Annotated in this window: 23 protein-coding genes; 18 read left to right on the top strand and 5 right to left on the bottom strand. The window is 67.1% G+C overall.

The genetic code is table 11. From position 1 onward, the window contains the following. The first annotated feature begins 31 nt into the window (after positions 1–31). Complete coding sequence (locus ACXAJT_RS17800) at positions 32–934, top strand: AEC family transporter (protein WP_475237377.1); 903 nt, start codon at positions 32–34, stop codon at positions 932–934. 22 nt (positions 935–956) lie between these two features. On the opposite strand, the gene ACXAJT_RS17795 is transcribed toward ACXAJT_RS17800, so the two are convergent. Beyond that, positions 957–2,072, bottom strand: coding sequence for an ABC transporter ATP-binding protein (locus tag ACXAJT_RS17795; RefSeq protein WP_475237376.1), 1,116 nt, complete (start codon positions 2,070–2,072; stop codon positions 957–959). A 420-nt stretch (positions 2,073–2,492) separates the two neighbouring features. Here ACXAJT_RS17795 and ACXAJT_RS17790 point away from each other — a divergent pair, with 420 nt between their 5' ends. Genes ACXAJT_RS17790 through ACXAJT_RS17765 form a run of 6 tightly spaced genes read left to right on the top strand, consistent with a single transcriptional unit; the run spans position 2,493 to position 8,623 of the window. Continuing rightward, the gene (locus tag ACXAJT_RS17790; RefSeq protein ID WP_475237375.1) at positions 2,493–5,348 is read left to right on the top strand and encodes a monovalent cation/H+ antiporter subunit A; all 2,856 of its coding nucleotides are present in this window, start codon (positions 2,493–2,495) and stop codon (positions 5,346–5,348) included. Between the two features lie 3 nt (positions 5,349–5,351). Beyond that, positions 5,352–5,735, top strand: coding sequence for a Na+/H+ antiporter subunit C (locus tag ACXAJT_RS17785; RefSeq protein WP_475237374.1), 384 nt, complete (start codon positions 5,352–5,354; stop codon positions 5,733–5,735). After that, complete coding sequence (locus ACXAJT_RS17780) at positions 5,732–7,471, top strand: monovalent cation/H+ antiporter subunit D (protein ID WP_475237373.1); 1,740 nt, start codon at positions 5,732–5,734, stop codon at positions 7,469–7,471. Before ACXAJT_RS17785 ends, ACXAJT_RS17780 begins: the two co-directional genes overlap by 4 nt. Further along, a complete protein-coding gene (locus ACXAJT_RS17775) occupies positions 7,471–7,974 on the top strand; it encodes a Na+/H+ antiporter subunit E (protein WP_475237372.1) in 504 nt (167 codons plus the stop codon). The genes ACXAJT_RS17780 and ACXAJT_RS17775 overlap by 1 nt, the downstream gene beginning before the upstream one ends. Further along, on the top strand, positions 7,971–8,243 hold the full coding sequence (locus tag ACXAJT_RS17770; protein WP_203595389.1) for a K+/H+ antiporter subunit F: 273 nt from the start codon (positions 7,971–7,973) through the stop codon (positions 8,241–8,243). Before ACXAJT_RS17775 ends, ACXAJT_RS17770 begins: the two co-directional genes overlap by 4 nt. After that, positions 8,240–8,623, top strand: coding sequence for a Na+/H+ antiporter subunit G (locus ACXAJT_RS17765; RefSeq protein ID WP_475237370.1), 384 nt, complete (start codon positions 8,240–8,242; stop codon positions 8,621–8,623). The genes ACXAJT_RS17770 and ACXAJT_RS17765 overlap by 4 nt, the downstream gene beginning before the upstream one ends. Before the next feature lie 98 nt (positions 8,624–8,721). Here ACXAJT_RS17765 and ACXAJT_RS17760 read toward each other — a convergent pair whose 3' ends face one another. After that, positions 8,722–9,270, bottom strand: a complete 549-nt coding sequence (locus ACXAJT_RS17760; protein WP_475237369.1) for an RSP_2648 family PIN domain-containing protein — start codon at positions 9,268–9,270, stop codon at positions 8,722–8,724. Next, positions 9,267–10,463 (bottom strand): RSP_2647 family RNA methyltransferase, encoded by a 1,197-nt coding sequence (locus ACXAJT_RS17755; RefSeq protein ID WP_475237367.1) that lies wholly within the window; start codon positions 10,461–10,463, stop codon positions 9,267–9,269. Before ACXAJT_RS17755 ends, ACXAJT_RS17760 begins: the two co-directional genes overlap by 4 nt. 449 nt (positions 10,464–10,912) lie before the next feature. Here ACXAJT_RS17755 and edd point away from each other — a divergent pair, with 449 nt between their 5' ends. Then, a complete protein-coding gene (gene edd / locus ACXAJT_RS17750; RefSeq protein ID WP_475237366.1) occupies positions 10,913–12,718 on the top strand; it encodes a phosphogluconate dehydratase in 1,806 nt (601 codons plus the stop codon). Between the two features lie 100 nt (positions 12,719–12,818). Next, positions 12,819–13,460: a bifunctional 4-hydroxy-2-oxoglutarate aldolase/2-dehydro-3-deoxy-phosphogluconate aldolase gene (gene eda, locus ACXAJT_RS17745; RefSeq protein ID WP_475237364.1), complete on the top strand. Its 642-nt coding sequence runs from the start codon at positions 12,819–12,821 to the stop codon at positions 13,458–13,460. A 157-nt stretch (positions 13,461–13,617) separates the two neighbouring features. On the opposite strand, the gene ACXAJT_RS17740 is transcribed toward eda, so the two are convergent. Then, a complete protein-coding gene (locus ACXAJT_RS17740) occupies positions 13,618–13,878 on the bottom strand; it encodes a hypothetical protein (protein ID WP_475237362.1) in 261 nt (86 codons plus the stop codon). After that, positions 13,875–16,652, bottom strand: coding sequence for a [protein-PII] uridylyltransferase family protein (locus tag ACXAJT_RS17735; protein ID WP_475237361.1), 2,778 nt, complete (start codon positions 16,650–16,652; stop codon positions 13,875–13,877). Before ACXAJT_RS17735 ends, ACXAJT_RS17740 begins: the two co-directional genes overlap by 4 nt. 127 nt (positions 16,653–16,779) lie before the next feature. Here ACXAJT_RS17735 and ACXAJT_RS17730 point away from each other — a divergent pair, with 127 nt between their 5' ends. The 9 genes from ACXAJT_RS17730 (at position 16,780) to ACXAJT_RS17690 (ending at position 26,589) form a co-directional block, all read left to right on the top strand. Further along, a complete protein-coding gene (locus ACXAJT_RS17730; protein WP_475237360.1) occupies positions 16,780–17,247 on the top strand; it encodes a YbaK/EbsC family protein in 468 nt (155 codons plus the stop codon). Then, complete coding sequence (locus tag ACXAJT_RS17725) at positions 17,244–17,888, top strand: alpha/beta family hydrolase (RefSeq protein ID WP_475237359.1); 645 nt, start codon at positions 17,244–17,246, stop codon at positions 17,886–17,888. The genes ACXAJT_RS17730 and ACXAJT_RS17725 overlap by 4 nt, the downstream gene beginning before the upstream one ends. Positions 17,889–18,055: 167 nt before the next feature. Beyond that, positions 18,056–18,502, top strand: a complete 447-nt coding sequence (locus ACXAJT_RS17720) for a DUF2852 domain-containing protein (RefSeq protein ID WP_475237358.1) — start codon at positions 18,056–18,058, stop codon at positions 18,500–18,502. 126 nt (positions 18,503–18,628) lie between these two features. Beyond that, positions 18,629–19,081, top strand: a complete 453-nt coding sequence (locus tag ACXAJT_RS17715; protein ID WP_475237356.1) for an RDD family protein — start codon at positions 18,629–18,631, stop codon at positions 19,079–19,081. A gap of 301 nt (positions 19,082–19,382) precedes the next feature. After that, on the top strand, positions 19,383–19,817 hold the full coding sequence (lysM, locus tag ACXAJT_RS17710) for a peptidoglycan-binding protein LysM (protein ID WP_475237354.1): 435 nt from the start codon (positions 19,383–19,385) through the stop codon (positions 19,815–19,817). Between the two features lie 216 nt (positions 19,818–20,033). Then, positions 20,034–20,846: an arginyltransferase gene (locus tag ACXAJT_RS17705; protein WP_475237352.1), complete on the top strand. Its 813-nt coding sequence runs from the start codon at positions 20,034–20,036 to the stop codon at positions 20,844–20,846. A 254-nt stretch (positions 20,847–21,100) separates the two neighbouring features. Next, the gene (locus tag ACXAJT_RS17700) at positions 21,101–21,739 is read left to right on the top strand and encodes an ImuA family protein (protein WP_475237351.1); all 639 of its coding nucleotides are present in this window, start codon (positions 21,101–21,103) and stop codon (positions 21,737–21,739) included. Then, a complete protein-coding gene (locus tag ACXAJT_RS17695; protein WP_475237350.1) occupies positions 21,678–23,216 on the top strand; it encodes a Y-family DNA polymerase in 1,539 nt (512 codons plus the stop codon). Before ACXAJT_RS17700 ends, ACXAJT_RS17695 begins: the two co-directional genes overlap by 62 nt. Before the next feature lie 10 nt (positions 23,217–23,226). Beyond that, a complete protein-coding gene (locus ACXAJT_RS17690; RefSeq protein ID WP_475237348.1) occupies positions 23,227–26,589 on the top strand; it encodes an error-prone DNA polymerase in 3,363 nt (1,120 codons plus the stop codon). The last annotated feature ends 102 nt before the right edge of the window (positions 26,590–26,691 follow it).

The raw sequence follows: 26,691 nt of genomic DNA, 5'->3' as shown, positions 1-26,691 counted from the left end.
ATCCAACCTTGGTGTACCAAAGCCGGACCCCATGCTTACCGTCCTGACCCATGACATCCTGCCCGTCTTCGCGCTGCTCGCCCTCGGATTCGCGCTGGGGCGGCGGCAGGTGTTCACCCGGCAGGACGCCGCGTCGGCCAACCGCATCGCGCTGATGGTGCTGCAGCCGGGGCTGATCTTTCCGCTGATCGCCACCGTTCCCTTCGCCGACTTCAACCTGCCCGCGCTGCTGACCTACGGCGCCTGCGAGGCCGCGGCCTTTGCCGCCTGCTATCTGCTCGCCCGGCGGATCTTCGGCTGCGCGGCGCTGGAGGCATGGCTGCTGGCGATGACCGTGATCTTCGTCAATTCGCTGCTTTACATCCGCCCGATCTCGCTGCTGATCTACGGCGAAAGCAGCGCCCTGCCAGTGACCGCCGTGGTCGCGTGGGACACCGCCATTGCCTTCGCCTTCTTCATCATCAGTTCCGACCTCATCGCCCGCCCCTCGGCGGGGCCGCTGCCCGCGATCAAGCGGCTGTCGGTGAACCCCACGCTGATCGCCATCGTGCTGGGCGTCGCGGTCAACCTCTCCGGCCTGCCCCTGCCCGAGCCGATCCGCACCGCCTGCGACTTTGCCGGCGCCGGCACCGCGCCGCTGGTGCTCTTCGCGCTTGGGCTGCTGCTCTCGGGGCAAAGCCTGAAGCCATCGGCAGTGGTGGTGAGCTATGCCGCGCTGAAGCTGGTCGGGTTCCCGTTGCTGGTGGCTTTGGCCCTGTGGCTGGCGGGGGTGAGCGGGCAATGGCAGGCGCAGTTCACCCTGCTCGCCGCCGGCCCGTCGGGCGCCATGGCCTTTGCGCTGGCCTTGCTGCACGGCACCCGCACCGACCGTATCGCGGCGGTGACGATCTGGACCAGCGCGCTGTCACTGCTGTCGCTCGCAGCGCTGGCCTGAGCGCAATCGGCAGGAGCCGCGCTCAGTCGTCGGAGGCGAAGACGAAGCAGCGGTCGCGCCGCACGGTGAGCCACAGCGGCGTGCCGGGCTTCGGCAGGAAGACGTTGGGCACCGTGGCCTTGATCATCCCGCCGTCGAAATCCATGCGGAATTCGACAAGGCTTTCCGAACCCATGAAGCGCGCCCGCTCCACAACGCCGCGCGCCGGGGTGCCGGCCATCTGCGTCGGGTTCGGCCCGCGTCCGCCGCGATCAAAGTCGATGCCCACGTGCTGCGGGCGGAAGACAATATCCACCTCTTCGCCGTCGGGCACCCCCGGCGCAAGGAAGGGGCCGAAGGGCGTATCTGCCAGCGCCCCCTGAACTTTGCCGCGCAGGGTGTTGATATCACTGAAGAAGGCGACTGCCGCCTTATCCGCCGGGGCGTTGTAGATATTGTAGGGCGCGCCGCGCTGAACAATCTTGCCGTCGCGCATCAGGGCGATCTCGTCAGCCATGCGCATGGCTTCTTCCGGCTCATGCGTGACCAGCAGAACCGAGGCGCCTTCTTCCTTCAGAAGCGCCAGTGTCTCGTCGCGGATGCCATCGCGCAGACGGTTGTCGAGCCCCGAAAAAGGCTCGTCCATCAGCATGATGCTCGGCTTCGGTGCCAGTGCCCGGGCCAGCGCCACGCGCTGCTGTTCGCCACCCGACAACTGGTGCGGATATTCGTCGATGAAATGCCCCAAGCCGACTCGATCGAGCAATTCCTCCGCCCGCGCCCGCTTGGCGCTGCCCGCGCCCTTGAGGCCAAAGGCGACGTTCTCGCCGACCGACAGATGCGGAAACAGCGCGAAGTCCTGAAACATCAGACCGATGGCGCGGCGTTCGGGCGGGATGCGGAACACCGTGTCGCACACCAAGGTGCCGTCGACGTGGATCGAGCCGCTGTCCTGCATGTCGACGCCCGCGATCATCCGCAGCGTCGTCGATTTGCCGCAGCCCGACGGCCCCAGCAGACAGGTCACATTGCCCGGCTCGATGCTGAGCGAGACGTCGTCGACCACCGCGCGCCCCTCGAAACGCCGGATGAGATTTCGGACCTCCAGACGGGGTTGCGCCACTGCTGCCTGCCTCGCGTTGTTCCTGATGAAATGCATCGGGGATTGAGCTTATCAGCCGAAGTAGCAGCCCCCAGAGCAGCGCACAAGGCGAAGGGCCCCCACGCCAACCCGGCGCGCCGCCGGTTTTCGCCCTGCCGACAAGTCATTCGGTCGCAAGACAGAAACCGCGGCAAATCACCACCGGAGTCGGCGCCCGCAACCCTGCGTCAAATACGCACACCGAAAAGACAACCAAAAGATGCATCACGAAAACATCACATCGCCTCACGGGGCACACGGGCATAGTAACTGCCGGTAACAATCGCAATAGCTGGGTGGACGAATTAATCCTGACATTACCGTTAGAATTCGGCTAACTTTTCTAAAATTCACGTCAGCGTAGCCGTTTTCGGGTTGTGATACCGTGTGAAATCGGCTGCCTTCTCTCGACGCCGCCAACGACGATCAGGGAGTTTCATGTCACTATTTATCATCGCGCTCCTGCCCTTCCTCGGAGCCCTGCTTCCGGGTTTGATGATTCAGGCAGGCCGACGTGCGTGCGGGATGGCGACACTTTTCGTCACCCTCGCCGCGCTGCTCGGCCTCATCACCCATCTGCCCGCCGTCTGGGCCGGAGAGACGGTCACCGCCTCGGTCGACTGGCTGCCGGCCATCGGGCTGAACGTGACGCTGTTCCTTGACGGGCTCGGCATGATGTTCGCCGCGCTGATCCTCGGGATCGGTGCGCTGGTGATCATCTACGCCCGTTACTATCTGACGCGCGATGACAATATGGGCGAGTTCTACACCTACCTCCTGCTCTTTCAGGGCGCGATGGTGGGCATCGTCCTGTCGAACAACATCCTGCTTTTGCTGGTCTTCTGGGAGCTGACCTCGCTGTCGTCCTTCCTGCTGATCGGGTTTTGGAAACACCTGCCCGAAGGCCGTCAGGGCGCGCGCATGGCGCTGACCGTGACCGGCATGGGCGGTCTGGCGATGATCGGTGGCATGCTGCTGCTGGGCTCGGCGGCGGGCTCTTACGAGATCACCGAGATCATCGCCAACCGCGACGCCATTCAGGCCTCGCCGTACTACGTTCCTGCGCTGCTGCTGATCCTGCTGGGGTGCTTCACCAAATCGGCGCAGTTCCCCTTCCACTTCTGGCTGCCGCACGCCATGGCCGCGCCGACGCCGGTGTCGTCCTACCTGCACTCGGCAACCATGGTGAAAGCGGGCATCTTCCTGATGGCCCGCCTCTGGCCGGCGCTCGCGGGGACCGAGGAATGGTTCTGGATCGTCACCACGGCAGGACTGCTGACCATGGTCATCGGCGCGGTGATCGGCCTGTTCAAACATGACCTCAAGGCGCTGCTGGCCTTCTCGACGGTGTCGCACCTTGGCTTGATCACCATGCTGCTGGGCACTGGCACGTCGTATGGCGCCATGGCGGCGGTGTTCCACATCCTCAACCACGCGGCGTTCAAGTGCTCGCTGTTCATGACCGCAGGCATTGTCGACCACGAGGCGCACACCCGCGACATCCGGCGCTTGGGCGGGCTGCGGCACCTGATGCCGGTGACCGCCACGATTGCCATCGTCGGCGCCTTGGCCATGGCGGGCATCCCGCTGTTCAACGGCTTTCTGTCGAAGGAGATGTTCCTCGAGGAAGCCTCGCACACAGTGCTGTTCGGCTCTGACTGGCTGGTGCCGGTGCTGGCGACGCTGGGCGCGGTGTTCTCGGCGGCCTACAGTTTCCGCTTCATCGCGCACGCCTTCATGGGCAAAACCCGCGACGACTACCCCCACACACCGCATGATCCGAACTTCGGCATGTGGGGGCCGCCCGCCTTCCTCGGGCTGATCGTGGTCACCGTGGGCTGCCTGCCCTTCCTTGCAGAGCCGGTGGTGAAACGCGTCACCGCCGCCGTCATCGGCATCGAGGGCGACGTCCCCGGCGCGCATCTGGCCTTGTGGCACGGCGTCACCCCGGCGCTGATCATGTCGATCATCGCAACCGTCGGCGGCCTGATCCTGCTGGCGCTGTTCACCCCGCTGCTGAAGGCGTGGGACGCCGCGCCGCGCCCCGAAGCGAAAACCATTTTCGACGCGCTGATCGCCGCCTGCGCCCGCGGCGCAGAGCGTCTCACCTCCGGGCTGCACAACGGCAGCTTCTCGCGCTATGCGGCGATCTTCACCGTCACTGTTCTGGCCGCTGCCGCGCACGCGTGGTTCACCGGCTCGACCGGCGAGATGACCCGCGAGATGCTGCCCATCCAGCCGCTGCCGCTGGCGGGCTGGATCCTCATCGTAAGCGCCACCACGTCCATCGTGCTCTTCCATCGCAACCGTCTGGTCGCGCTGATCCTGATGGGTGTGATCGGCACCATGGTGTCGATCGCCTTCAACTACCTTTCGGCCCCCGACCTCGCGCTGACGCAGATCTCCGTCGAGGTGGTGACGATCATCCTTCTGCTGCTGGCGCTGAACTTCCTGCCCAACACCACGCCGATCGAGTCCAGCACCGCCAAACGGCTGCGCGACGGCGCTCTTGCGGTGATCGGCGGGCTCGGTACGGCTGGCCTGACCTATGCTATCCTGCGCCGTGATTTCCCGATGGGCACGATCTCGGACTACATGCTCGAGAACTCCTACGCCGGGGGCGGCGGCACCAACGTGGTGAACGTGATCCTCGTCGACTTCCGTGGCTTTGATACCTTCGGCGAGATCATCGTGCTCGGCATCGCCGCGCTGGTGATCTACGCGGTGACCGAGGCGCTGCTTTCGGGCCCGGTCCGAGCCCGCCTGCTCAACCGCGTGCCGGACCAGCCGCAAGCTGGCGACGCTCACCCGCTGATGATGGTGGTGGTCACCCGGCTGCTGCTGCCAGTGCTGCTGATGGTCGGCATCTACATCTTCCTGCGCGGCCATAACGAGCCCGGCGGCGGCTTCGTATCCGGCCTCGTGGTGTCGATCGCGGTGGTGATGCAATACATGGCCTCGGGCTTTTCGTGGGCCAACGACCGCCAGCGCTACCCCTACCACGGGGTGATCGGCGCCGGTGTGCTGATCGCCGGGGTGACCGGCATCGGCGCCTGGCTCTTTGGCGAGCCGTTCCTCACCTCCACCTTCGGCTACGTAAAGCTGCCGGGGCTGGAAGAGTTCGAGCTGGCTTCGGCCATGGCCTTCGATCTGGGGGTGTTCCTGTCGGTGGTCGGCGCCGTAATGCTGTCGCTCGAGAGCTTCTCGCGCCTCGCCCGCCGCTCGGACACCGAAATCAGCGAGCACGCGATGGACATCGATCCCTCGCGCGACACCGAAGCCGGGGAGGCCTGAGCCATGGAGTTTCTCATCTCGACCACAATCGGCGTGCTCACCGCGGCGGGGATCTATCTGGTGATGCGCCTGCGCACCTTCCCGGTGATCCTCGGCACCTCGCTGCTGACCTACGCCGTGAACATGTTCCTCTTCGCCTCGGGCCGTCTGGTGATCAACCAGCCCCCGATCCTGCGCGACGACGTGACAAACTACACTGACCCGCTGCCGCAGGCGCTGGTGCTGACCGCGATCGTGATCTCTTTCGGGATGACCGCCGTCGTGGTGATGATCGCCCTCGCCTCCTACCTGAACGCCGACGACGACCATGTGGACGAGGCGCAGGCGCTAGCCAGCGAACGCCGCGCCGGAGAAGACCCGGCCGACGAGAAGGAGTCCCGCGCATGATGCACTGGATTATCGCCCCCGTGGTGCTGCCGGCCATGATGGCCGCCACCATCGTTCTTGCCGCCCGGTTCCACGAAAGCCTGCAGCGGGTGTTCTCGCTGGCCTCGCTGGTGGCGATCCTCGCCGTGTCGATCGGGCTCTACATGCAAGCCGCGGACGACACGATCACCATCTATCAGTTGGGCCACTGGCAGGCGCCTTTCGGCATCGTGCTGGTCGCCGACCGGCTGTCGACCACCATGGTGCTGCTGACCGCGGTGCTGGCGCTGCCGGTGCTGATCTACGCCATCGGCTCTGGCTGGGACCGGCGCGGGCAGCATTTCCACGCGCTCTTCCAGTTCCAGATCATGGGCATCATGGGCGCCTTCCTGACCGGCGATGCCTTCAACCTCTTCGTTTTCTTCGAAGTGCTGCTGATCGCCTCCTACGGGCTGATGATCCACGCCGGTGGCGCGCGCCGCACCCGGTCTGGTGTGCAGTACATGCTCTACAACCTGCTGGGATCGACGCTGTTTCTCTTTGCGCTCGGCACGCTCTATTCGCAGGCCGGCACGCTGAACCTCGCCGATCTGGCGCAGCGCGTGCAGCAGATGGACCCGGAAAACTCCGCCGGTCTGCGCGTCGCCGCTGTGCTGCTGCTGCTGGTGTTCGCGGTGAAGGCCGCGCTGCTGCCGCTGCACTTCTGGCTGCCTTCGAGCTATGCCGACGCCCCCGCCCCGGTCGCCGCGCTGTTCGCCATCATGACCAAGGTCGGCGCCTACAGCATCATCCGCTTCTACACGATGGTCTTCCCGCCCACGCTGCCACTGATGCAGGGCGCGCATGAGGAGTGGCTGCTGCCGCTGGCGCTGATCACCCTGTTCATCGGCATGGTCGGCGTGCTGGGCACGCGCGAGATCGGACGGCTTGTGGCCTTCTCGGTGATCGGCTCGATGGGCATGCTGCTGGCCTCGGTGGCGCAGTTCACCCCCGAGGGCATCTCGGCCGCGCTCTACTATGCGCTGCACTCGACGCTGGCGACGGCGGCGCTGTTCCTGATCGTTGACGTGGTGCGTGCGCGCCGCGGCAGCGTCGCGGGCGCTGTCGAAGAGACCCTGCCCATGGCTGGCGGTGCGCTGGTCGCCGGGCTGTTCTTTATCGCCTCGATCGCCATGGCCGGGCTGCCGCCGCTGTCGGGCTTTCTGGGCAAGCTGCTGATCCTCGAAGCGGCGCAGCAAGGCGCGCTGACGTGGTGGGTCTGGACCGCGGTGCTGGGCTCGTCGCTGATCGCCGTGGTCGGTTTCTCCCGCGCTGGCTCGACGATCTTCTGGAAATCGCATCAGGTCGCCGCCGAGCATTCCGGCACCGCCGATGATCCCGAAGACCAGCAAGGCGCGCGCGAGGTGCATGACCCCGCAGACGATCACACCCCTGTGCCGATGATCGGTATCGGTCTGCTGGTTGCACTGCTGGTGGCGCTTACCGTGTTCTCTGGCCCCGTGACGCGGCAACTGGACGCCACCGCTCAGCAGCTTTTCGCACCGCAGCCCTATATCTCCAACGTGCTGGACACGCCGGGCAAAGAGATCAAGGCACATGGCGATGGGCACGGTGAGGAGCACGGAGACGACGCATCGCATGGCGAGGAAGAGGGAGAGCATCTGCCCGCCGACGAAGCCCATGAAGACGCGCCGCACGACGGCGAGGCGCTGCACGGCGAAGATGCCGACACCGCCGCTACGGACGGAGGACACTGATGGCCACCCGCTACATCCGCAGGCTCTTTCCGCATCCGCTGCTGTCGGTGGCGCTGGTCATCGTCTGGGTGCTGCTGTCCAACGACCCTTCGGTCAACAGCCTCGTTTTCGGGATCATCCTAGGCGTGCTGCTGCCCTTCGCCACCGCCGCCTACTGGCCCGACCGCCCGCAGGTGACCCGCCCGTGGCGGCTGATTCCCTATGGGCTCATCGTCGCGTGGGACATCATCACTGCCAATATCACCGTGGCGCTGATCGTGCTGTTCAAGCCCAACGACAAGATCCACTCCAAATGGGTCAGCATCCCGCTCGACGTGCGTACCCCCGAGGCGATCACCGCGCTTGCCGGAACCATCACGCTGACCCCCGGCACCGTCTCGGTCGATCTGTCGAACGAGGGCCACGCGCTGCTGGTGCATGCGCTGCACGCAGACGACCCCGACAAGGTCGCGCGCAAGATCAAGCAGCGCTATGAACGCCGCCTGAAGGAGATTTTCGAATGATCGTCACCTACGCGCTCATCTTCGCCTTCGTCGCGGTCAGCCTGTCGCTGCTGCTGACGATGATCCGCCTGATCAAAGGGCCGCACATCGGCGACCGCATTCTCGCGCTCGACACGCTGTCGATCAACGCGGTGGCGCTGATCATCCTCGTCGGCATCGCCGGCGCCACACAGATTTACTTCGAGGCGGCGCTGATCATCGCCATGGTTGGTTTCGTATCGACCGTGGCGGTCGCCCGCTTTGTTCTGAGGGGAGACATCATCGAATGACCCATGGCCTCATCGACATCGCCATCGCCGTCGCGCTGGTCATCGGCGGGCTGTTCACGCTGGTGGGCTCGATCGGCCTGCTGAAGCTGCGCGCCCCCATGGCCCGGCTGCATGCCCCCACCAAGGCCTCGACGCTGGGCGTTGGCTCGATCCTGCTTGCCTCGGTGCTCTTTGCCTTCGCCTCGGACGCGCCGTCCTACCACGAGCTTCTGATCATCGCCTTCCTGTTCATGACGGCACCGGTTTCGGCCTATTTCATCTCGAAGGTGCACATCCACCTGAAGCACCAGCGCGACCCGCTGCCGACACCGGCGCGCGACCGGCTCTGGGCCACGATGGCCAAGCGCGAGGAAGACACCCCGAGCCTGCCCGAAGAATGATCCCCGCGCCTGCCGCCGGAGACGAAAACGACAAAGGCGCCGGTCCGAGGCATCGGACCGGCGCCTTTGATTTGGGTTGGATGGCCGCAGCCCCGAGGTTAGCCCGCCATCTCCAAAGCCTTGCCAAGCCGGGGCAACCGCGCTTTTTTCAGCAGCCCGCGCATTGTCCAATCTTCGCCCGACAGCCGCCGCGCCTCGGCCAGAACCGCTTCGCAGGCGTCCCGCACCTTGCCGGGGTTGGCCTCGAACAGACCGCGTAAGAACCCGTCGGCGTCGACCCGGCTGAGCCCTTCTTCGGCCAGAATTCCGCGCGGGAAATCCTTGGCGTTCTCGGTGACGATCACGTCGGCGCTGCCAGAGATGGCAGCGGCCAGCACGTGCAGATCCGCCGGATCAGGCAGCCACAGACGGTCTTCCATTGCCGGCTGATAGCGCACCTCGGACCGCGGCCACGCCGCGCGCAGCTGCGCGATCTCGCCCCGCGCCTGCACCTCGCCCATCGGCCCCAGCTTGCGCGCCGCGCGCGCCCACTCTTCAAGGATGCGCGCCGACCACAGCGGCTGGTAGAGCCCCTGCGCTGCCACGCTCAGAAGCACCTCGCGCATCACCGTCGGGTAGATGACGCAGGTGTCGAGGAGCACCTTCACAGGCGGAACACCAACGCCTTCAGGTAGCCCGACTCCGCCAGCTGCGGCAGAAGCGGATGGTCCGGCCCGGCAAAGCCGGTGTGCAGCAGTTGCGCCCGGCGTCCGGCCCGGCCGATCCCCCGCAGGCAGGCGCCGGTGAAGCTCGACAGATCGGCGGCGTGCGAGCACGAGCAGAGCACCAGATAGCCGCCCTCGTCGACCAGCGGGGCCGACAACCGCGCGACCTTCTCATAGGCGCGCAGCCCGGCTTCCAGAGCGGGCTTGGCGGGGGCAAAGGCGGGCGGATCGCAGACCACGAGGCCAAAGCGCGCACCCTCGGTTCCCAGCGCCTCGAGCGTGTCGAAGGCATCGCCCTGCCGGGTGGCGAACCGGTCTGCCGCGCCCATGCGCTTGGCACCGTCCTCGGCCAGCGCCAGGGCCGAGGCCGAGCCATCCACCGACAGTGCGCTTGCCGCGCCGCCTGCCAGCGCCGCCAGCGCAAAGCCGCCGACATGAGAGAAAACGTCGAGCATCTTCTGCCCGCTGGCCAATCGCGCCGCAAAACCGTGGTTCGGGCGCTGGTCGTAGAACAGGCCGGTCTTTTGCCCGCCGGTGAGGTCGGCCATGTAGGTTGCCCCGTTCATCTCCACCGGCAGCGGTGCCTCGGGCGCCTGCCCCAATAGCACCGCGTCCTGATCGTCGAGCCCTTCGAGCTGGCGACCCCGGCCCCCGGCGTTCTTGAGGATGTTCTTCACCCCGGCGACCTCGGCCAGCGCCTCGGTCAGCTGCGGCAGCAGCAGCTCGGCCCATGCGGCATTGGGCTGGATCACGGCGGTGTCGCCAAACCGGTCGATGATGACGCCGGGCAGCCCGTCGGCCTCGGCATGCACCAGACGATAGTACGGCGCTGCGAAAAGCCGCTCACGCATCTCCAGCGCGCGGGTCAGCTTGGCGGCAAGCCATGCCTTGTCGATCTGCGCCTCGGGATCGCGGTCGAGCATCCGGCAGGTGATCTTCGAGTCCGGCGTCAGCCCGACAAGGCCCAGCGGCTTGCGCTCGTTGTCTTCAAGCAGCGCGACGGTGCCCGCCGGCAGCTTCTTGGTGCGGCGGTCGAGAACCATCTCGTTGGAATACACCCAAGGATAGCCACGGCGCAGCGCCTGCGGCTTGGTTTTGGGAAGGAGGCGGACGGTGGGGATATCGGGGGTGCTCATGACGCCCCTTTAGCGATGCGCGCAGGACTTGGGAAGCGTCTTCGCAGGCGCACAGGACCAATGGCGCAGATCGCAGCTTTCGACCGCACCGTCCAAGCGCACCGTCGAACTGCACCGTCTCATCCCCCCGCCGTGTCGACCGCCCGGCGCGCCACCTTTCGGTTCCGGCAATGCAATCACGAAACCTGCGGCCTACTGTGCACATAAAGCGGGCCAGCATCTCCCCAATCCACGCTCGCAGCCCCCTGAAGCAGCCCCCTGAAACCGATCGCCCGACGTGCGCACAGCGGCACGTCACCCTGCCCCATTTTTTTGCGCACGCCGTCACACGCTGCCGCGCATTCTGTCACGCGTCGCCCTTGCACCTTTACTGATAGCGCTAACCGGGTTACATCCTCCTCAATGACGCCAGACCGGGGCCGCCCGGACAGCGAAAGGATTTCCCTCTCATGTCGCTCAACGCCACCATCGCCAAGGTCACCAAAGAGATCGAGGACCGCTCGGAAACTCTCCGCGCCACCTATCTCGACCGTATGCGCCGCGCCGCCGAGGAAGGCCCGCGCCGCGCCCACCTCACCTGTGGCAACCAGGCCCACGCCTATGCCGCCACGGGGCAGGATCAGGACGCGCTGGCCAAGGGCCACGCGCCGAACCTCGGTATCGTCACCGCCTATAACGACATGCTCTCGGCGCATCAGCCCTACGAGCGTTACCCCGAACTGCTGCGCGCCGCCGCGCGCTCGGTCGGCGGCACGGCGCAGGTGGCGGGCGGGGTTCCAGCAATGTGCGACGGGGTCACCCAAGGACAGGTTGGCATGGAACTCTCGCTGTTCTCGCGCGATGTCATCGCGCTGGCCTCGGGCGTTGCGCTGTCGCACAACACCTATGACGCCGCTGTCTACCTCGGCGTCTGCGACAAGATCGTGCCCGGCCTTGTCATCGCCGCCGCCACCTTCGGCTACATCCCCGGCCTCTTCCTGCCCGCCGGTCCGATGACCTCGGGCCTGCCGAACGACGAGAAAGCCCGCGTCCGCCAGCAGTACGCCACCGGCGAGGTCGGCCGCGACAAGCTGATGGAAGCCGAGATGAAAAGCTACCATGGCCCCGGCACCTGCACCTTCTACGGCACCGCCAACTCCAACCAGATGCTGATGGAGTTCATGGGTCTGCACCTGCCGGGCAGCTCCTTCATCAACCCCAACACCCCTCTGCGCGACGCGCTGACCGAGGCCGGGGCCAAGCGCGCCCTGTCGATTACCGCGCTCGGCAACGAGTACCGCCCGGTCTGCGACGTGCTGGATGCCAAGGCCTTCGTCAACGGCATCGTCGGCCTCATGGCCACCGGCGGGTCGACCAACCTCGTGCTGCACCTGCCCGCCATGGCGCGCGCTGCGGGCGTGGCGCTGGAACTGTCGGATTTCGATCAGATCTCGCAGGCGGTGCCGCTGATGGCCAAGGTCTACCCAAACGGGCTGGCCGACGTGAACCACTTCCACGCCGCAGGCGGGCTGCAGTACATGATCGGCGAGCTCTTGGATGCCGGTCTCATGCACGAGGACGTCAAGACCGTCGCCGGCGACGGCATGAGCCTCTACACACAGGAGCCCAAACTCAAGGACGGCGCCATCGTCTACGAAGACGCGCCGCGCGACAGCCAGAACGACAAGATCCTGCGCCCCGCCTCCGACCCGTTCCAGAAGTCCGGCGGGCTCAAGCAGATGATCGGCAACCTCGGCCATGGCATCATGAAAATCTCGGCGGTCAAACCCGAGCACCATATTGTCGAGGCGCCGGTGCGCATTTTCCACGATCAGGCACAGGTCAAGGACGCCTTCAAGGCCGGCGAGTTCACCTCCGACACCATCGTCGTGGTGCGTTTTCAGGGGCCGAAGTCGAACGGCATGCCCGAGCTGCACAGCCTGACGCCGACGCTGGCGGTGCTGCAAGACCGCGGCCTGAAGGTGGCGCTGGTGACCGACGGGCGCATGTCCGGCGCGTCGGGCAAGGTGCCCTCGGCGATCCATGTCTGCCCCGAAGCCGCCGACGGCGGCCCGCTCGCCAAGCTGCGCGACGGCGACATCGTGCGGCTCGACGCGGGCGCCGGCACGCTGCAATGCCTGACCGAAGGGTTCGACGATCGCGAGAACGCCACGGCGGACCTCACGGGCAACGGCCACGGCGTCGGACGCGAGCTCTTCGAGGCCTTCCGCCAGAACGTCGGGCTGGCCTCCAACGGCGCGGCGGTGGTCGTCTGACCTCCGTCCTGCCAGGCGCCCCTTGCGCTTTCACCGTTCTGAAAATACGCAGTTCGCGACCCTTCCCGGTCGCTCCCGAAACAATACAAAGGCCCCGCCCATGACTCCCCAGGACGCCAGCCGCTCCAACGAAGCCCTCTGCAAGCTCGCCCCGGTGATCCCGGTGCTGGTGATCGACGACGTCGCCCACGCCCGCCCGCTGGCCGAGGCGCTGGTGGCAGGTGGCCTGCCGGTGCTCGAGGTGACGCTGCGCACGCCGGTGGCGCTGGACGCGATCCGCGAGATGGCGAAGGTCGAGGGCGGTGTGGTCGGCGCGGGCACGCTGCTGACCCCCGAGGACGTGAAAGCCGCGGTCGCGGCAGGCGCGAAATTCGGCGTATCGCCGGGCGCGACGGACAAACTCCTCGACGCTTGCGAAGCCGCGGACCTGCCGCTGCTGCCCGGCGCCGCCACCGCCTCCGAGGCCATGGCGTTGCTCGAACGCGGCTACACGGTGCAGAAATTCTTCCCCGCCGAGGCCAACGGCGGCGCCCCCGCCCTCAAGGCCATCGGCGCGCCGATCCCGCAGGTCAGCTTCTGCCCCACCGGCGGCGTCAGCACGAAGAACGTCGGCGACTATCTCTCGCTGCCGAACGTGCTGTGCTGCGGCGGTTCGTGGGTCGCTCCGAAAGACCTGATGAAAGCCGGAAACTGGGACGGCATCGTGGCGCTTGCCAAGGAGGCGGCGGCGCTGCCGCGCTGATCTCAGCAAGAAAAGGGGGCGCGGCCCCCTCGGCCTGCGGCCTCACCCCCGGCGTATTTGAAAAGAGAAGAAGAAGGCAGGGCGCGACGGTCCTGCCTTCTTCTCTTTAAAAATACGCGCGCCGCAGGCGCTCACGGCGCAGCCGTGACCCGGCACCTCAGTTCCGCCGCGCGGCCCGACCGCCACGACGCCGTGGCCCCGACGTCGCGCCCAGCCCCTCTTCGAGCACGGTCGTCATAGGATGGCCCGGCCTGCCGTGACGCAGGAGCAGAGCTTGCAACGCGGATTGCGTGTTGCCGTCATCGGGCAGGGACAGCGCCCAATCGAGAAAAATCGATCGGCATTCTTCGACGGTGATACCGTCGATCCGGTAGGCTTCGGCGATCAGCGCCTTGGGGTCGAACGCATCGCCTTTCATGGCGCCGGCTCCGGCAGCGCCGCATTGATGATCTGCGCCGCGCGCCCGGTCATTTCGGTGAGTTTCTCGCGCAGCGCCTCCGGCCCCTCTACCCCGGCAAGGCCGGTCAGGAAGGTGCAGCCGCCCACGCCCAACTCTTCGGGGTCGAGCGCGCCCTCGGTGATCAGCCGCGCGCCGATCTGCAGGCTCCAGCACAGACGGTAGGTGGCGGCAAGGTGATCGGCGTCCGCGCGGCCGAGCCAGCCTTCCTGCGCCGCGGCCGCCAGCCCGCGCGCGGTGCGGCGCGGGGCTTTGCCCGACAGCAGCGCGCCCGCCTGCCCGACCAGTTCGATGTCCTGCATCCGCCCCTGCCCCAGCTTGGGATCCCACGCGTTGCCACCGCCCTTGGCCGAAGCGATGCGCGCGCGCATTTTCGCAAGTTCCCCCAGCACGTGTTCCTGATCCTGCGGACCGGCCAGAAGCTCGCGCCGCCGCGCCTCGACCTCCGCTGCCAGATCGCCCGGTCCGGCCACCACCCGCGCGCGGGTCAGCGCCAGATGCTCCCACACCCACGCGCTCTCGCGCTGGTACTCGGTGAAGGCGGTGAGCGAGGTGGCCACCGGGCCTTGGTTGCCCGACGGACGCAGGCGCATGTCGATCTCGTAGAGCTTGCCCTCCGCCATCGGCGCCGACATGGCAGTGATCAGCGCCTGCGTCAGCCGTGCGTAATAGGTGCGCGCGGCCAGCGGGCGCGGGCCGTCCGAGGCTTCCACCCCGTCCGCGTCGTAGATCACGATGAGATCAAGATCGGACCGCGCGTGCAGACGCCCGGCCCCGAGACTGCCCATGCCGACCACCACCGCGCCGCGGCCCGGCGCGGGCCCATGCTTGCGGGCGAAGTCTTCCTGCACCGCCGGGAACAGCGCCGCCAGCACCGCCTCGGCCAGTTCCGCATAGTGCTGACCGGCCTCCTGCGGCTCTGACAGGCCGCGCAGCAGGTGCACGCCGATGCGGAAATGGCCCTCGCGCTGCCAGCGCCGCGCCAGATCGAGGCGGCGCTCATAATCGTCTTCGAGCGCCAGCCGCTCGCTTAGGTCGGCCGCCATCGCCGCCGCTCCCGGCCATGGTGCAAAGAAATCGCCGCCGATCACCGCGTCAAACACATGCGCGTTGCGCGACAGGTGCCGCGCCAGATCGGGCGAGACCGAGACGATGTCGACCAGCAGATCGACCAGTTGCGGGTTGGCTTCGAACAGCGAGAACAGCTGCACCCCCGCCGGCAGGCCGGCAAGGAAGCCGTCGAAGGCGGTCAGCGCCTCTTCCGGTTTGGCGGCGCGCCCCAGTCGGCTGAGAATCTCGGGCCGCAGCCGCCCGAAGATCTCCACCGCCCGCCCCGAGCGCAGCGCCGGGTAGCTGGGCCAGCGCGCGACTAGCGGGCTTTCCTCCAGCGCCGAGGGCACCGCGGGTTCGCTGCGGCTTTCCGGCGCGAAGAAGCCTTCGGTCAGCTCGTGCACCTCTTCCAGTCGCGCCCGGAGATCGGACTGCATCTCGGCAAGATCGCGCCCGGCCAGCGCCGCCAGCCGCTCGAAGCCTTCCTCGCCGACGGGCAGCGCATGGGTCTGCGCGTCCTGCACCATCTGGATGCGGTGCTCGGTCTCGCGGTGGGCGCGGTAATGAGCGGTGAGCGTATCGGCCACCTCCGGCGGCACCCAGCCCTTCTCGGCCAGCACCCGCAGCCCCGGCACCGTGCCACGCACCCGCAGGTCCGGATCGCGCCCGCCAGCGATGATCTGCCGGGTCTGGGTAAAGAACTCAATCTCGCGGATGCCGCCCCGGCCCAACTTCATATTATGCCCCGGCAAGGTGATCGCTCCCGACAGCCCCTTGGCCTCGCGATAGCGCAGGCGCATGTCGTGGGCGTCCTTGATGGCGGCGAAATCGAGGTGCTTGCGCCACACGAAGGGGCGCAGCGCTTCCAGAAAGCGCGCGCCGGCCTCCGGATCACCCGCGCAGGGCCGCGCCTTGATCCACGCGGCGCGCTCCCACGCCCGGCCAAGGCTTTCGTAGTAACGCTCGGCGGCCTCCATAGCCATGCACACAGGGGTGACCGCGGGATCGGGACGCAGCCGAAGGTCGGTGCGGAACACATAGCCCTCGCCGGTAAGATCGTTCAGCGTCGCGCTCATACGCTTGGTGGCGCGAATGAAAGAGGCGCGCGCCTCGTGATAGTCGTCGCGGCTATAGCGGCTTTCGTCGAACAGGCAGATAAGGTCGATGTCGGAACTGTAGTTGAGTTCGCCCGCCCCCATCTTGCCCATGGCGAAGACCACCATGCCGCCGGCGGTGGCGATATCGGCTTCGGTGGCGCCGGGCAGCTTGCCGCGTTTGACCTCGCGCCCGATGGCTTCGCCCAAGGCGATCTGCACCGCCAGATCGGCAAAGTCGGTGAGCGTGCCGGTAACCTGCTCGAGCGGCCAGACGCCGCCGAGATCGGCCAGCCCCGACAGCAGCGCCACGCGCCGCTTGGCTTGCCGCAAGGGCACGCCGGGGTCACCCTCGATGGCACGCAGCTCTGACCAGAGCGTCGCGAGCGTGTCCTGGGGGGTGTCGAGCGCGCCTTCGAGCCAGTTCGCCTCCTTGCGGATCAACCCGCCCAGATAGGGGCTAGAGCCGCCGGTGCCCCGGATCAGCTCGGCGATCTGCCCCTTGGCCCAAGGCGTGGCGGCCAGCGCCTCGTCTCCAAGGTCGGGCTCGAACGGGCGCGGCAGGCGGGTGATGGCATCTTCGAAACTCATGGCCGCAGATGGCCATGAGTGGCGCCATTGTGCAATCCCATGTGAAAATCGGTGGCTTGCCGCGCCGCGGTACCCGGCGTTATGCCTTTTGCCGAACACGACCCTCGCGATGAGACAGGAGACGGACATGAGCAAGAGCCTCAAACGGGTGCGCGCGGCGCTGGACGAGGCAAGTCTGCCGGTGGACATCGTCGAGGTGGAAAAGGCCCGCACCGCGCAGGAGGCCGCCGAGGCCGTGGGCTGCGACCTCGATCAGATCGCCAAGTCGATCATCTTCCGTGCCGAGGACAGCGGGGATGCGGTGCTCTTTCTCACCGCAGGCGGCAATCGCGTTTGCGGCGACAAGGCCTCGGAGGTTGCGGGCGAGCCGCTCGGCAAGGCTGATGCGGCGCTGATCCGCGGGCAGACCGGCTTTGCCATCGGCGGGGTCTCTCCGGTTGGCCATCTCAATCAGATCCGCGCGTGGATCGACCCGCGCCTGCTGGAGTTTCCGAAGGTCTGGGCGGCAGCGGGCACGCCGCGGCACCTGTTTGCGATCGACGCGCATGTGCTGCCCGGCCTGACCGGCGCGGTGCCCGCGCGCTTCACCGAGTGAGCGACGCAATTGAGTTCCTGATCGACGGCAGCCAAACAGCGCCCGCCACCGTGCTTCTGGCGCATGGCGCGGGGGCCGCGATGGACAGCGATTTCATGAACACGATGGCGGCACTGCTGGCGGCGCAGGGGCGGCGTGTGGCGCGCTTTGAGTTCGGCTATATGGCGCAGCGGCGCGCTGGCGGTTCGAAGCGTCCGCCGCCGAAAGTGGCGCTTCTGCAAGAGGAGTATCGCGCTGCGGTACAGGCGCTGGCCTGCAAGGGGCCGTTGATCATTGGCGGCAAATCGATGGGCGGCCGTGTCGCCAGCCTGATCGCAGATGATCTGCGCTCCGATGGTGAGATCGCCGGGCTGCTGTGCCTCGGTTACCCGTTCCACCCCACCGGCAAGCCCGAGAAACTGCGTACCGAGCATCTCGCCGCGCTACGCACACCCACGCTGATTTGCCAAGGCACGCGGGATCCTTTTGGCACGCGAGAAGAAGTGGCGGGCTATGGTCTCTCGGACAGCATCGCCCTGCACTGGCTCGAGGATGGCGACCATGACCTCAAGCCGCGCAAACGGCTGTCGGGGCTGAGCCATGACGACAATCTGCAGAACGCGGCGGCAGCGATTGTAGCTTGGACCTCGCGGCTCGGGTGATCGGGCGGGCGGCAGAGCGTTCGGTGCCACAGGAAATCCTCCTCTCCTCACGCAGTTCGAAAAAATGTAAAAGCCTTTCACATCACCCCTTGAAGGTAACGGGTCGAATACCGATCTGTTGTAATGTGAAAAGCATTCACATCACCCGAACCGAAAGGAAACGACCCATGACCGCCGCCTCGCAGCACTACACGCAGCCCGCCAACCCCGGCTGGCTCAGACGTGCCGAGTTCTGGCTCGACCAGCGGGGCAAACCCGCGTGGATCGTCGCCATGATCCTCGGTTTCATGATTTTCTGGCCCATCGGCCTCGCCCTTCTGGCCTATATGATCTGGAGCAAACGCATGTTCGGAAAGTCCTGCCGCAACCGCCGCTCGGAGCGTCACGCCGCCTTCCAGCACGGGTTCAACGCCATGCGTCCCAGCGGCAACGCCGCCTTCGACGCCTATAAGGCCGACACGCTGCGCCGTCTCGAGGACGAGCAAAAGAGCTTTGAGGACTTCCTGCAGCGTCTGCGCGAAGCCCGCGACAAGGCCGAGTTCGACCAGTTCATGGACGAACGGTCGCGCATCGCCCGCGAAGAGCGCGAAAAGGGCGAAACCGAAGAGGCCTGATCCCGCGCCTCTGCCGCACGAGACACGCACCATGGCCCCGATCCGGGGCCATGGTCTGGACAGCGCCCCGCGCCGCCCCCACCTTTGACACGCGCCCGCGCCAGCAACCCCGAACGAGAGAGACAGATGTATTCCGACGCGACCTATTCGCAGCTACCCGACCCGGTGCACCAACGCGCCTTCTACGAGAGCGTCGCGCTCAAACGCGGCATGGCTTGGGTCATCGACACGATGATCGTGGCCGTGTTGGTGTTCATCGCGCTTCTGTTCACCGCCTTTCTGGGGCTGTTCGTGTTCTTCGCCATCTGGATGGTGATCAGCTTCGGCTACCGCGTGGCGACACTGGCCAACGGCTCGGCGACATGGGGAATGCGGCTGATGGCCATCGAGTTCCGCGACTGGCAGGGCCACCGCTTTGGTCTGCCGCAGGCGCTTCTGCACACGCTGGGCTATACGGTCTCGGTGTCGATCGCACCGCTGCAGATCGTCTCGATCGTCTGCATGCTGGCCACCGAGCGCGGTCAGGGCCTGACCGACCTCGCCCTTGGCACCGTCGCGCTGAACCGCCGCGCGATGTGATCGCAGGTGGTCGAAACCCGGCCATCCAAGACAGCCTCACCGCCCTCGCGCCCGACCGCGAGGGCGGTTTTCTTTTGGCGCAAGGCACCTGCGCGGAAACGAGCCGAGGGTCCGCGCGGTGTGGCGCCCTGCGTGACCGCAAATTTCCCTTTGAAAACAATGTGGCGGAGCCAACGTCCAGTCATCGCATCCGCCTTGCGCCCCGTCACACGCCAAAGACGTAATCTTCCAGTGGCCTGACCGCAAAAGCTGCGGCAAACTGCGCGCATTCAGTGCACTTTATTCCCCGGGAGATTTGATCATGGGACTTTTCAGCTTTCTCAAAGGCAAAGGCAAAAAGCTCGACTCCGATGCCGCCCCGGAAACCCCGCCCGCCGAGGCGTCGCTGGCCAAGGAACTCGACGGTCTCGGGCTCGACACCAGCGGTGTCGAGATCAAGGTCGAGCCGGAGACCGCCAAGGTGAAGATCACCGGTCAGCCGAAGGATCAGGAAACCCGCGAGAAGATGATCCTCGCGGTGGGCAATATCGAGGGCGTGGCCGAGGTTGAAGACGAGGCCGAAGGACCCGCACCCAACTTTCACACCGTCGAGAGCGGCGACAACCTGTGGAAGATCGCCGAAAAGACCCTCGGCGACGGATCCCGCTATCCCGAGATCTTCGAGGCCAACAAGCCGATGCTCTCGGACCCCGACGAGATCTATCCCGGGCAGGTGCTACGCATTCCCGCCGCCTGAGCACGCGCCGTCCCAACCGCAGCCTGTGCCCTCCGGGGGGGCGACCGGGAGGAAGCGGAACACCGAAACGGGCGCGCCCACGCAGCCGGCTCTGGCGATCTTTCGCGCTTTGCGCATAGCAAGATCGTGAAACCCGCGGCGAGCGGGTTACGCAGGGTTGGCGGCTGCGATTTTCGTTGTTACCTTTTCTTCTCAATCAGCCCGGACGGTCCCGAAATGCGCCATTCGCTGCCCCTCGCGCCGCAATTCTACGTTACGGCGCCGCAACCCTGCCCCTATCTGCCGGGCCGGATGGAGCGAAAGCTCTTTACCGCGCTGCAGGGGGACAGCGCGGAGAAGCTCAACGACAGCCTCTCCAAGCAGGGCTTTCGCCGCTCGCAGAACGTGCTCTATCGCCCGTCATGCTCGGAATGCTCGGCCTGCCTCTCGGCGCGGATCGACGTGCGCCGCTTTGCGCCGTCGAAAAGCCAGCGCCGGTCGCTGAAGCGCAACGCCAACCTGCATCGCCGCGCCTCGAGCCCTTGGGCCACGGAAGATCAGTTCGACCTGTTCCGCCGCTACCTGGATGCGCGCCACGCCGATGGCGGCATGGCCGACATGGACATCTTCGAGTTTGCCGCGATGATCGAAGAGACGCCGATCCGCAGCCGCGTGGTGGAATACACCGATGGCGAGCGCGGCGATCTTGCCGCCGTATGCCTGACCGATGTGCTCGATGATGGGCTGTCGATGGTCTATTCCTTCTACGACCCCGAACTGCCCAAGGCTGGGCTCGGGACGTGGATGATCCTCGATCATATCGACATCGCGCGTGAGGCCGGGCTGCCCTATGTCTACTTGGGCTACTGGGTGCCCGGCTCGCCGAAGATGGGCTACAAGGCGCAGTTCTCGGCGCTGGAGATCTACCGCCGCGGCCGCTGGGAGCCGATGCGCAGCGACGATGATTACGCCTCCGAGACCCATCCGCTGAGCACCGATCCGATCGCCGAGCAGGTGGCCAATATCTCTCTGCCCGACAGCCGGGGCTGAGCCCGGCTGCGGTCTGGGATCGCGGCGCGATCCTGCCTCCGGCGGGGATATTTTGCCAAGAGGACGCCTAGGGCGCACCGCTGCGACGCGGGTCCAGTTTGCCTTGGCGTGTCAGGGGGCGCTGCCCCCTCGTCGCTGCGCGCCTCACCCCCGGCGTATTTTCAAAGAGAAGAAGGCGATGGCATGCGCCCGGTCCTTCTTCTCTTTCTAAATACGCAATACAGCACGCTTCCCATGGCGCAAATGTTCTGGCAATGTTCCTGAACATCCCGCACCCCGACTCTGCTGCCACAGGTCCGATCATGCGCCCCTTGCCCGCCAGCGCGCCTCTTGCCGAGGCCGATCCGCTCGCCCTTTGCCCCGCACGGGTGCATGAGGCCGAAGGGCGTGCGCGGCGCGGGTTTGCGCTGTTTCAGGCCGCCCGCCATGCAGGGCCGCTGATCTGGATCACCCCGCAGCATGCGCCGCAGGTCCCGCTGCTGCGTGGTCTGCCCGAAGGGGTCGGCGCGCGGCTGCATCTTGTCCGCACACAAAGCGAGGCGGACCTGCTCTGGACCACCGAGGAAGCGCTGCGCTGCACCGCCGTGGGGCTGGTGGTGGCCGAGCCCGGAGACCTGCTGTCACTCACCGCCGGACGCCGCCTGCAACTGGCCGCCGAGGCCGGGCGGACCACCGGGCTGATGCTGATCCAGAGCGGTCAGGGCAGCAATGCCGCCGAGACACGCTGGGCCTGCGAACAACTGCCCGCACCCGCGCTGGACTCGACTCTGCACGGCTGGGAACTTATAAAGAACAAAAAGGGAACATTAAGACTCTGGACCGTAGACTGGCATGGCGAAACGGCTGCTTTCCATCTGGTTTCCGCGGCTGGCCAGCGACATCAGCCTGCGTAGACGGCCCGTTGAAGGGCCCTTTGCCCTGACCCTGCGGTCGGGCAATGCCGATCACCTGCATTGCGTCTCGCCCAGCGCGCAGGCGCAGGGGCTGGCACGCGGCATGGCGCTGGCCGATGCGCGGGCGCTCTGCCCCGATCTGGCCACCCGCCCCGCCGATCTGGCGCGCGAGGCGGCAGCGCTGGCCAGCCTGCACCGCTGGGCCGGGCGCTACGCGCCGCTGGTGGCGCGCGACGGAGCCGACGGGCTGATCGCCGATGTCACCGGCGTGCCGCATCTCTTCGGCGGCGAGGCGGCGCTGCGCTCCGATCTGCATGGCCGGCTGGCACGGGTTGGACTGGCCGCGCAGAGCGCCATCGCCGGCAGCCGCGGCGGCGCCTTCGCCCTCGCCCGCCACGGCGGTGGCATCCTGCCCGAGGGCGCGCTCGCCGAGGGGTTGGGCAGGCTGCCGGTCTCGGCGCTGCGCATCGACCATGACACCGCCGAGACGCTGGCCCGCGTCGGGCTGGGGCGCATCGCCGATCTCATCCCGCTGCCCCGCGCGCCGCTGGCCAAACGCTTTGGCCCGGCGCTGGTGATGCGGCTCGATCAGGCGCTCGGCACCCGCTCCGAGCCGGTGGATGCCGCGCCCGAGCCGCCGCATTTCGGCGTCCGCATGACCCTGCCCGATCCCATCGGTTTGCAGGAGGACGTAATGGCCGGTCTGACCCGCCTGCTGGACCGGCTCTGCGAAAAGCTCGGCACGCATCAGCACGGCGCGCGCCGCCTGCTGCTGGAGCTGCACCGGGTCGACCGCGAGACGGCGCAGGTCCGCGTCGGCCTCGCCCGCCCGATGCGCGATCCCGCCCGCATCGCGGCGCTGTTCGAAAGGGGCGTGGGCGAGGTGGAGGCCGGTTTCGGCATCGACGCCATGCGGCTTTGCGCCGAGGTCACCGAGCAGTTGCCGCCCGAACAGCTTGGGCCCGGTAAAATTGGGCCTGGCAAAACTCCGGGCGGCCCGCAACCGCGCAGCGAGGATGCGCTGGCCGATCTCCTCTCGCGGCTCGGCAACCGGCTTGGCTTTGCGCAGGTGCAGCGCCTGTTGCCGGCGCAGAGCGATATCCCCGAGCGTAGCTATCTGCTTGCCCCCGCCGCCTATTCCGAGGCCGAGGAGGCCCCACCGCGGCGCGGCCCGCCACGACCGCTGCTGCTGTTCCCGCCCGAGATGGTCACCGGCGCGCGCGGCGCGCAGCCCGGCCACCCCCCGGCGCAATTCCGCTGGCGCAATATGCGGTTTTCCACGCTGCGCGCCACGGGGCCGGAACGCATCGCGCCCGAATGGTGGTTCGACGATCCGGCGTGGCGCTCGGGCATCCGCGATTACTGGCGTATCGAAACCCGCGAGGGCCCGCGGCTGTGGCTGTTTCACACGCCGCAGGTGGCGGGCTGGGAGGCCGGCGGCGCGCAGGACTGGTTCGTGCAGGGGGAGTTTGCATGAGGAATGTTTCATGACCCCCTATGCCGAGCTATGCGTGACCAGCAACTTCACCTTCCTCACCGGCGCCTCGCACCCCGAAGAACTGGTGACCCGCGCCGCTGAACTGGGGCTTGAGGCGATCGCTATCACCGACCGCAACTCGGTGGCTGGCGTGGTGCGCGCCTTCTCGGCGCTGAAGGAACTGGAGCGCCTGCGCGGCGAGGCGCTGGAAGCGGCGCAGGCCGAAGCGCGCGAGGCCCCGGCGATCCGCTCACAGTCGCTGACCGACCCGTCGAGCCGCCAGCGCGTGGCGCAGACCGCCCCCGGACCCGCACCGATGCTCGCCCCCGAGCGCCCGCTGCCGCGGCTCATCGCCGGGTCGCGGCTTGTGCTGACCGACAGCGCGCTGCACTGGCTGGCCCTGCCCTGTGACCTCGCCGCATGGGCGCGGCTGACGCGGCTTTTGTCTCTGGGAAAGCGGCGTGCCGAGAAAGGGGAGTGTCACCTCACCCGCGCCGACCTGCATGCCGCCTGCGAAGGCATGATCCTCATCGCCCTGCCGCCCGATCCGCTGGAGCCCGACAGCCGGCGGCTTGACCCTGAACTGCGCGAGATGCTGCGGCGCTGCCCGGGCCGCGCCTATATCGGCGCCGCCCCGGTCTACGACGGGCGCGACCAGATACGGCTCGACCACCTTGCCCGGCTGTCGCAGCAGACCGGCCTGCCGCTGGTGGCGGTTGGGGATGTGCTGATGCACCGCTCGGCCCGGCGCCCGCTGGCGGATGTGCTGACCTGTCTGCGCGAGGGCTGCACCATCGACAATATCGGCATGCGGCGGCTGACCAACGGCGAGCGGCGGCTGAAGTCCGGCGACGAGATCGCCCGGCTCTTCCACCGCTACCCCGCCGCCCTGCGCCGCACCGTGGAAATCGCGGGCCGCTGCGCCTTCCGCCTCGACGAGTTGCGCTACCAGTATCCCGACGAAGCGCTGAACGGCGAGCCGGCGCAGGACCGGCTGGAACGGCTGGCGCGCGAAGGGCTGCACTGGCGCTATCCCGACGGGCCACCGCCGAAGATCGTGCACCGGGTGGAAAAGGAACTGCGGCTGATCGGTGAGATGGGCTATGCGCCCTACTTCTTGACGGTGCATGACATCGTCGCCTTCGCCCGCTCGCGCGGCATCCTGTGTCAGGGGCGCGGCTCGGCGGCGAACTCGGTGGTGTGCTACCTGCTTGGCGTCACAGAGGTGCCGCCCGAGAGCATCACGCTGATCTTCGAGCGCTTCATCTCGAAGGAGCGCGGCGAGCCGCCCGACATCGATGTGGATTTCGAGCACGAGCGCCGCGAGGAGGTGATCCAGTGGATCTACGCGCGATATGGCCGCGAGCGCGCCGGGCTCACCGCCACGGTGATCCACTTCCGCTCGCGCGCCGCGATCCGCGAGGTCGGCAAGGTGATGGGGCTGAGCCAAGACGTGATCGCAAGGCTCTCGGGGCAGATCTGGGGCTGGTCGTCGAGCGCCCCGGACGAGGACCGGATGCGCGACGCGGGCATTGATCCCACCGACGACCGGGTGCTGATGACCGCCAAGCTGATCGAAGAGATCATCGGCTTTCCGCGGCATCTGTCGCAGCATGTCGGCGGCTTCGTCATCACCCACGGGCGACTCGACGAGCTCTGCCCGATCGAGAACGCGGCGATGGACGACCGCACGGTGATCGAGTGGGACAAGGATGACATCGACGCGCTGGGGCTTTTGAAGGTCGACATCCTTGCGCTGGGAATGCTGACCTGCATCCGCAAGGCCTTTGGCCTGCTGGTTGAGCACCGGGGCCAGCATCTGACGCTGGCCAATGTCCCGAGCGAGGATGGAACGGTCTACGACATGCTCTGCCGGGCCGATGCCATCGGGGTGTTTCAGGTGGAAAGCCGGGCGCAGTTGAACTTCCTGCCGCGAATGCTGCCGCGGCGGTTCTACGATCTGGTCTGCGAGGTGGCCATCGTGCGCCCCGGCCCGATTCAGGGCGGCATGGTGCATCCTTTCATCAACCGCCGTCAGGGCAAGGAGCCCATCGAAGATCTTGGTCCGGCGATGATGGAGGTGCTGGGCCGTACCTATGGCGTGCCGCTGTTTCAGGAACAGGCGATGCAGATCGCCGTGGTCGCCGCCGGGTTCACCCCCGCCGAGGCCGACCGGCTGCGCCGCAGCCTTGCCACCTTCAAGCGCATGGGCACCATCGGGGCATTCCGCGACCGCTTCGTTTCCGGGATGCTGGCACGCGGCTACGACGGCGCCTTCGCCGAGCGCTGCTTTGCCCAGATCGAGGGCTTCGGCAGCTACGGCTTTCCCGAAAGCCACGCCGCCAGCTTCGCCCGGCTGGTCTATATCTCGGCATGGCTGAAGAAGCATCATCAGGCGATCTTCACCTGCGCGCTGCTCAACGCCCAGCCCATGGGGTTTTACGCCCCCGCCCAACTGGTGCGCGACGCACGCGAGCATGGCGTCGAGGTGCGGCCGGTTTCGGTGAACCATTCGGACTGGGACAACACGCTCGAGCCGCGCCCCGATGGAAGCCTCGCCCTGCGGCTGGGGTTTCGCCAGATCAAGGGGCTGCGCGAAGAGGATGCGGCATGGATCGTCGCGGCGCGCGGCAATGGCTATCCCGACGTGGAAAGCCTGTGGCGCCGCGCCGGGGTGAAGCCCGCGGCGCTGGAGCGGCTGGCCGAGGGCGACGGTTTTGCCGCCATCGGCCTCACCCGGCGCGATGCGCTCTGGGCCGCCAAGGCGTTGCGCGCGCCCAAGCCGCTGCCGCTCTTTGGCGAGGATGGCGAAGGCGTCGCCGAGCCCGACGTGGTGCTGCCCGCCATGACGCTGGGACAGGAGGTGGTCGAGGATTACCTCTCGCTGCGCCTGTCCCTGCGCGCCCACCCGATGGAACTGCTGCGTCCGCGCCTGCCCGAGAGCCTGCCGCACGAGCGCTTCGGCACCGTCCCGCACCGCCATCGGGTCACCGCCACCGGGCTGGTGATCACCCGCCAGCGTCCCGGCACGGCCTCGGGGGTGATCTTCCTGACGCTGGAGGATGAGACCGGCACCGCCAACGTTGTGGTCTGGACAAAGATCTACGAGACCTTCCGCAAGGCGGTGATCGCGGGCCGCCTGTTGCGCGTCACTGGTCGGCTCGAGCGCGAGGGCGTGGTGACGCATCTGATCGCCGAGCATGTCGAGGACCTGTCGCCCCTGCTGTCGGAACTGGGCGGGCCGCTGGCCATCGGCGCTTCAATCGAGAGCAACGACGGCCGCGCCGACGAAGCCCGCAGGCCGGTCGGCGGCAGCGCCCGGCACCCAAGGGACCAAGCCAAGAAACTGTTTCCAAGCAGGGACTTTCACTGAAACCTTCGCCGAAGCCGGATCCTGGCGCGGGGGTCGTTCACGCACATGCCCCGGGCCGAGAAAATGCCCGGACGTGACGTTACAAGCATTGCGCGATTGGTA

The organism is Salipiger sp. ABF4_146 (genome assembly GCF_056161345.1).
The sequence above is the reverse complement of the archived record's forward strand: the minus strand, read 5'-3'. Positions and strand labels throughout refer to the sequence as shown.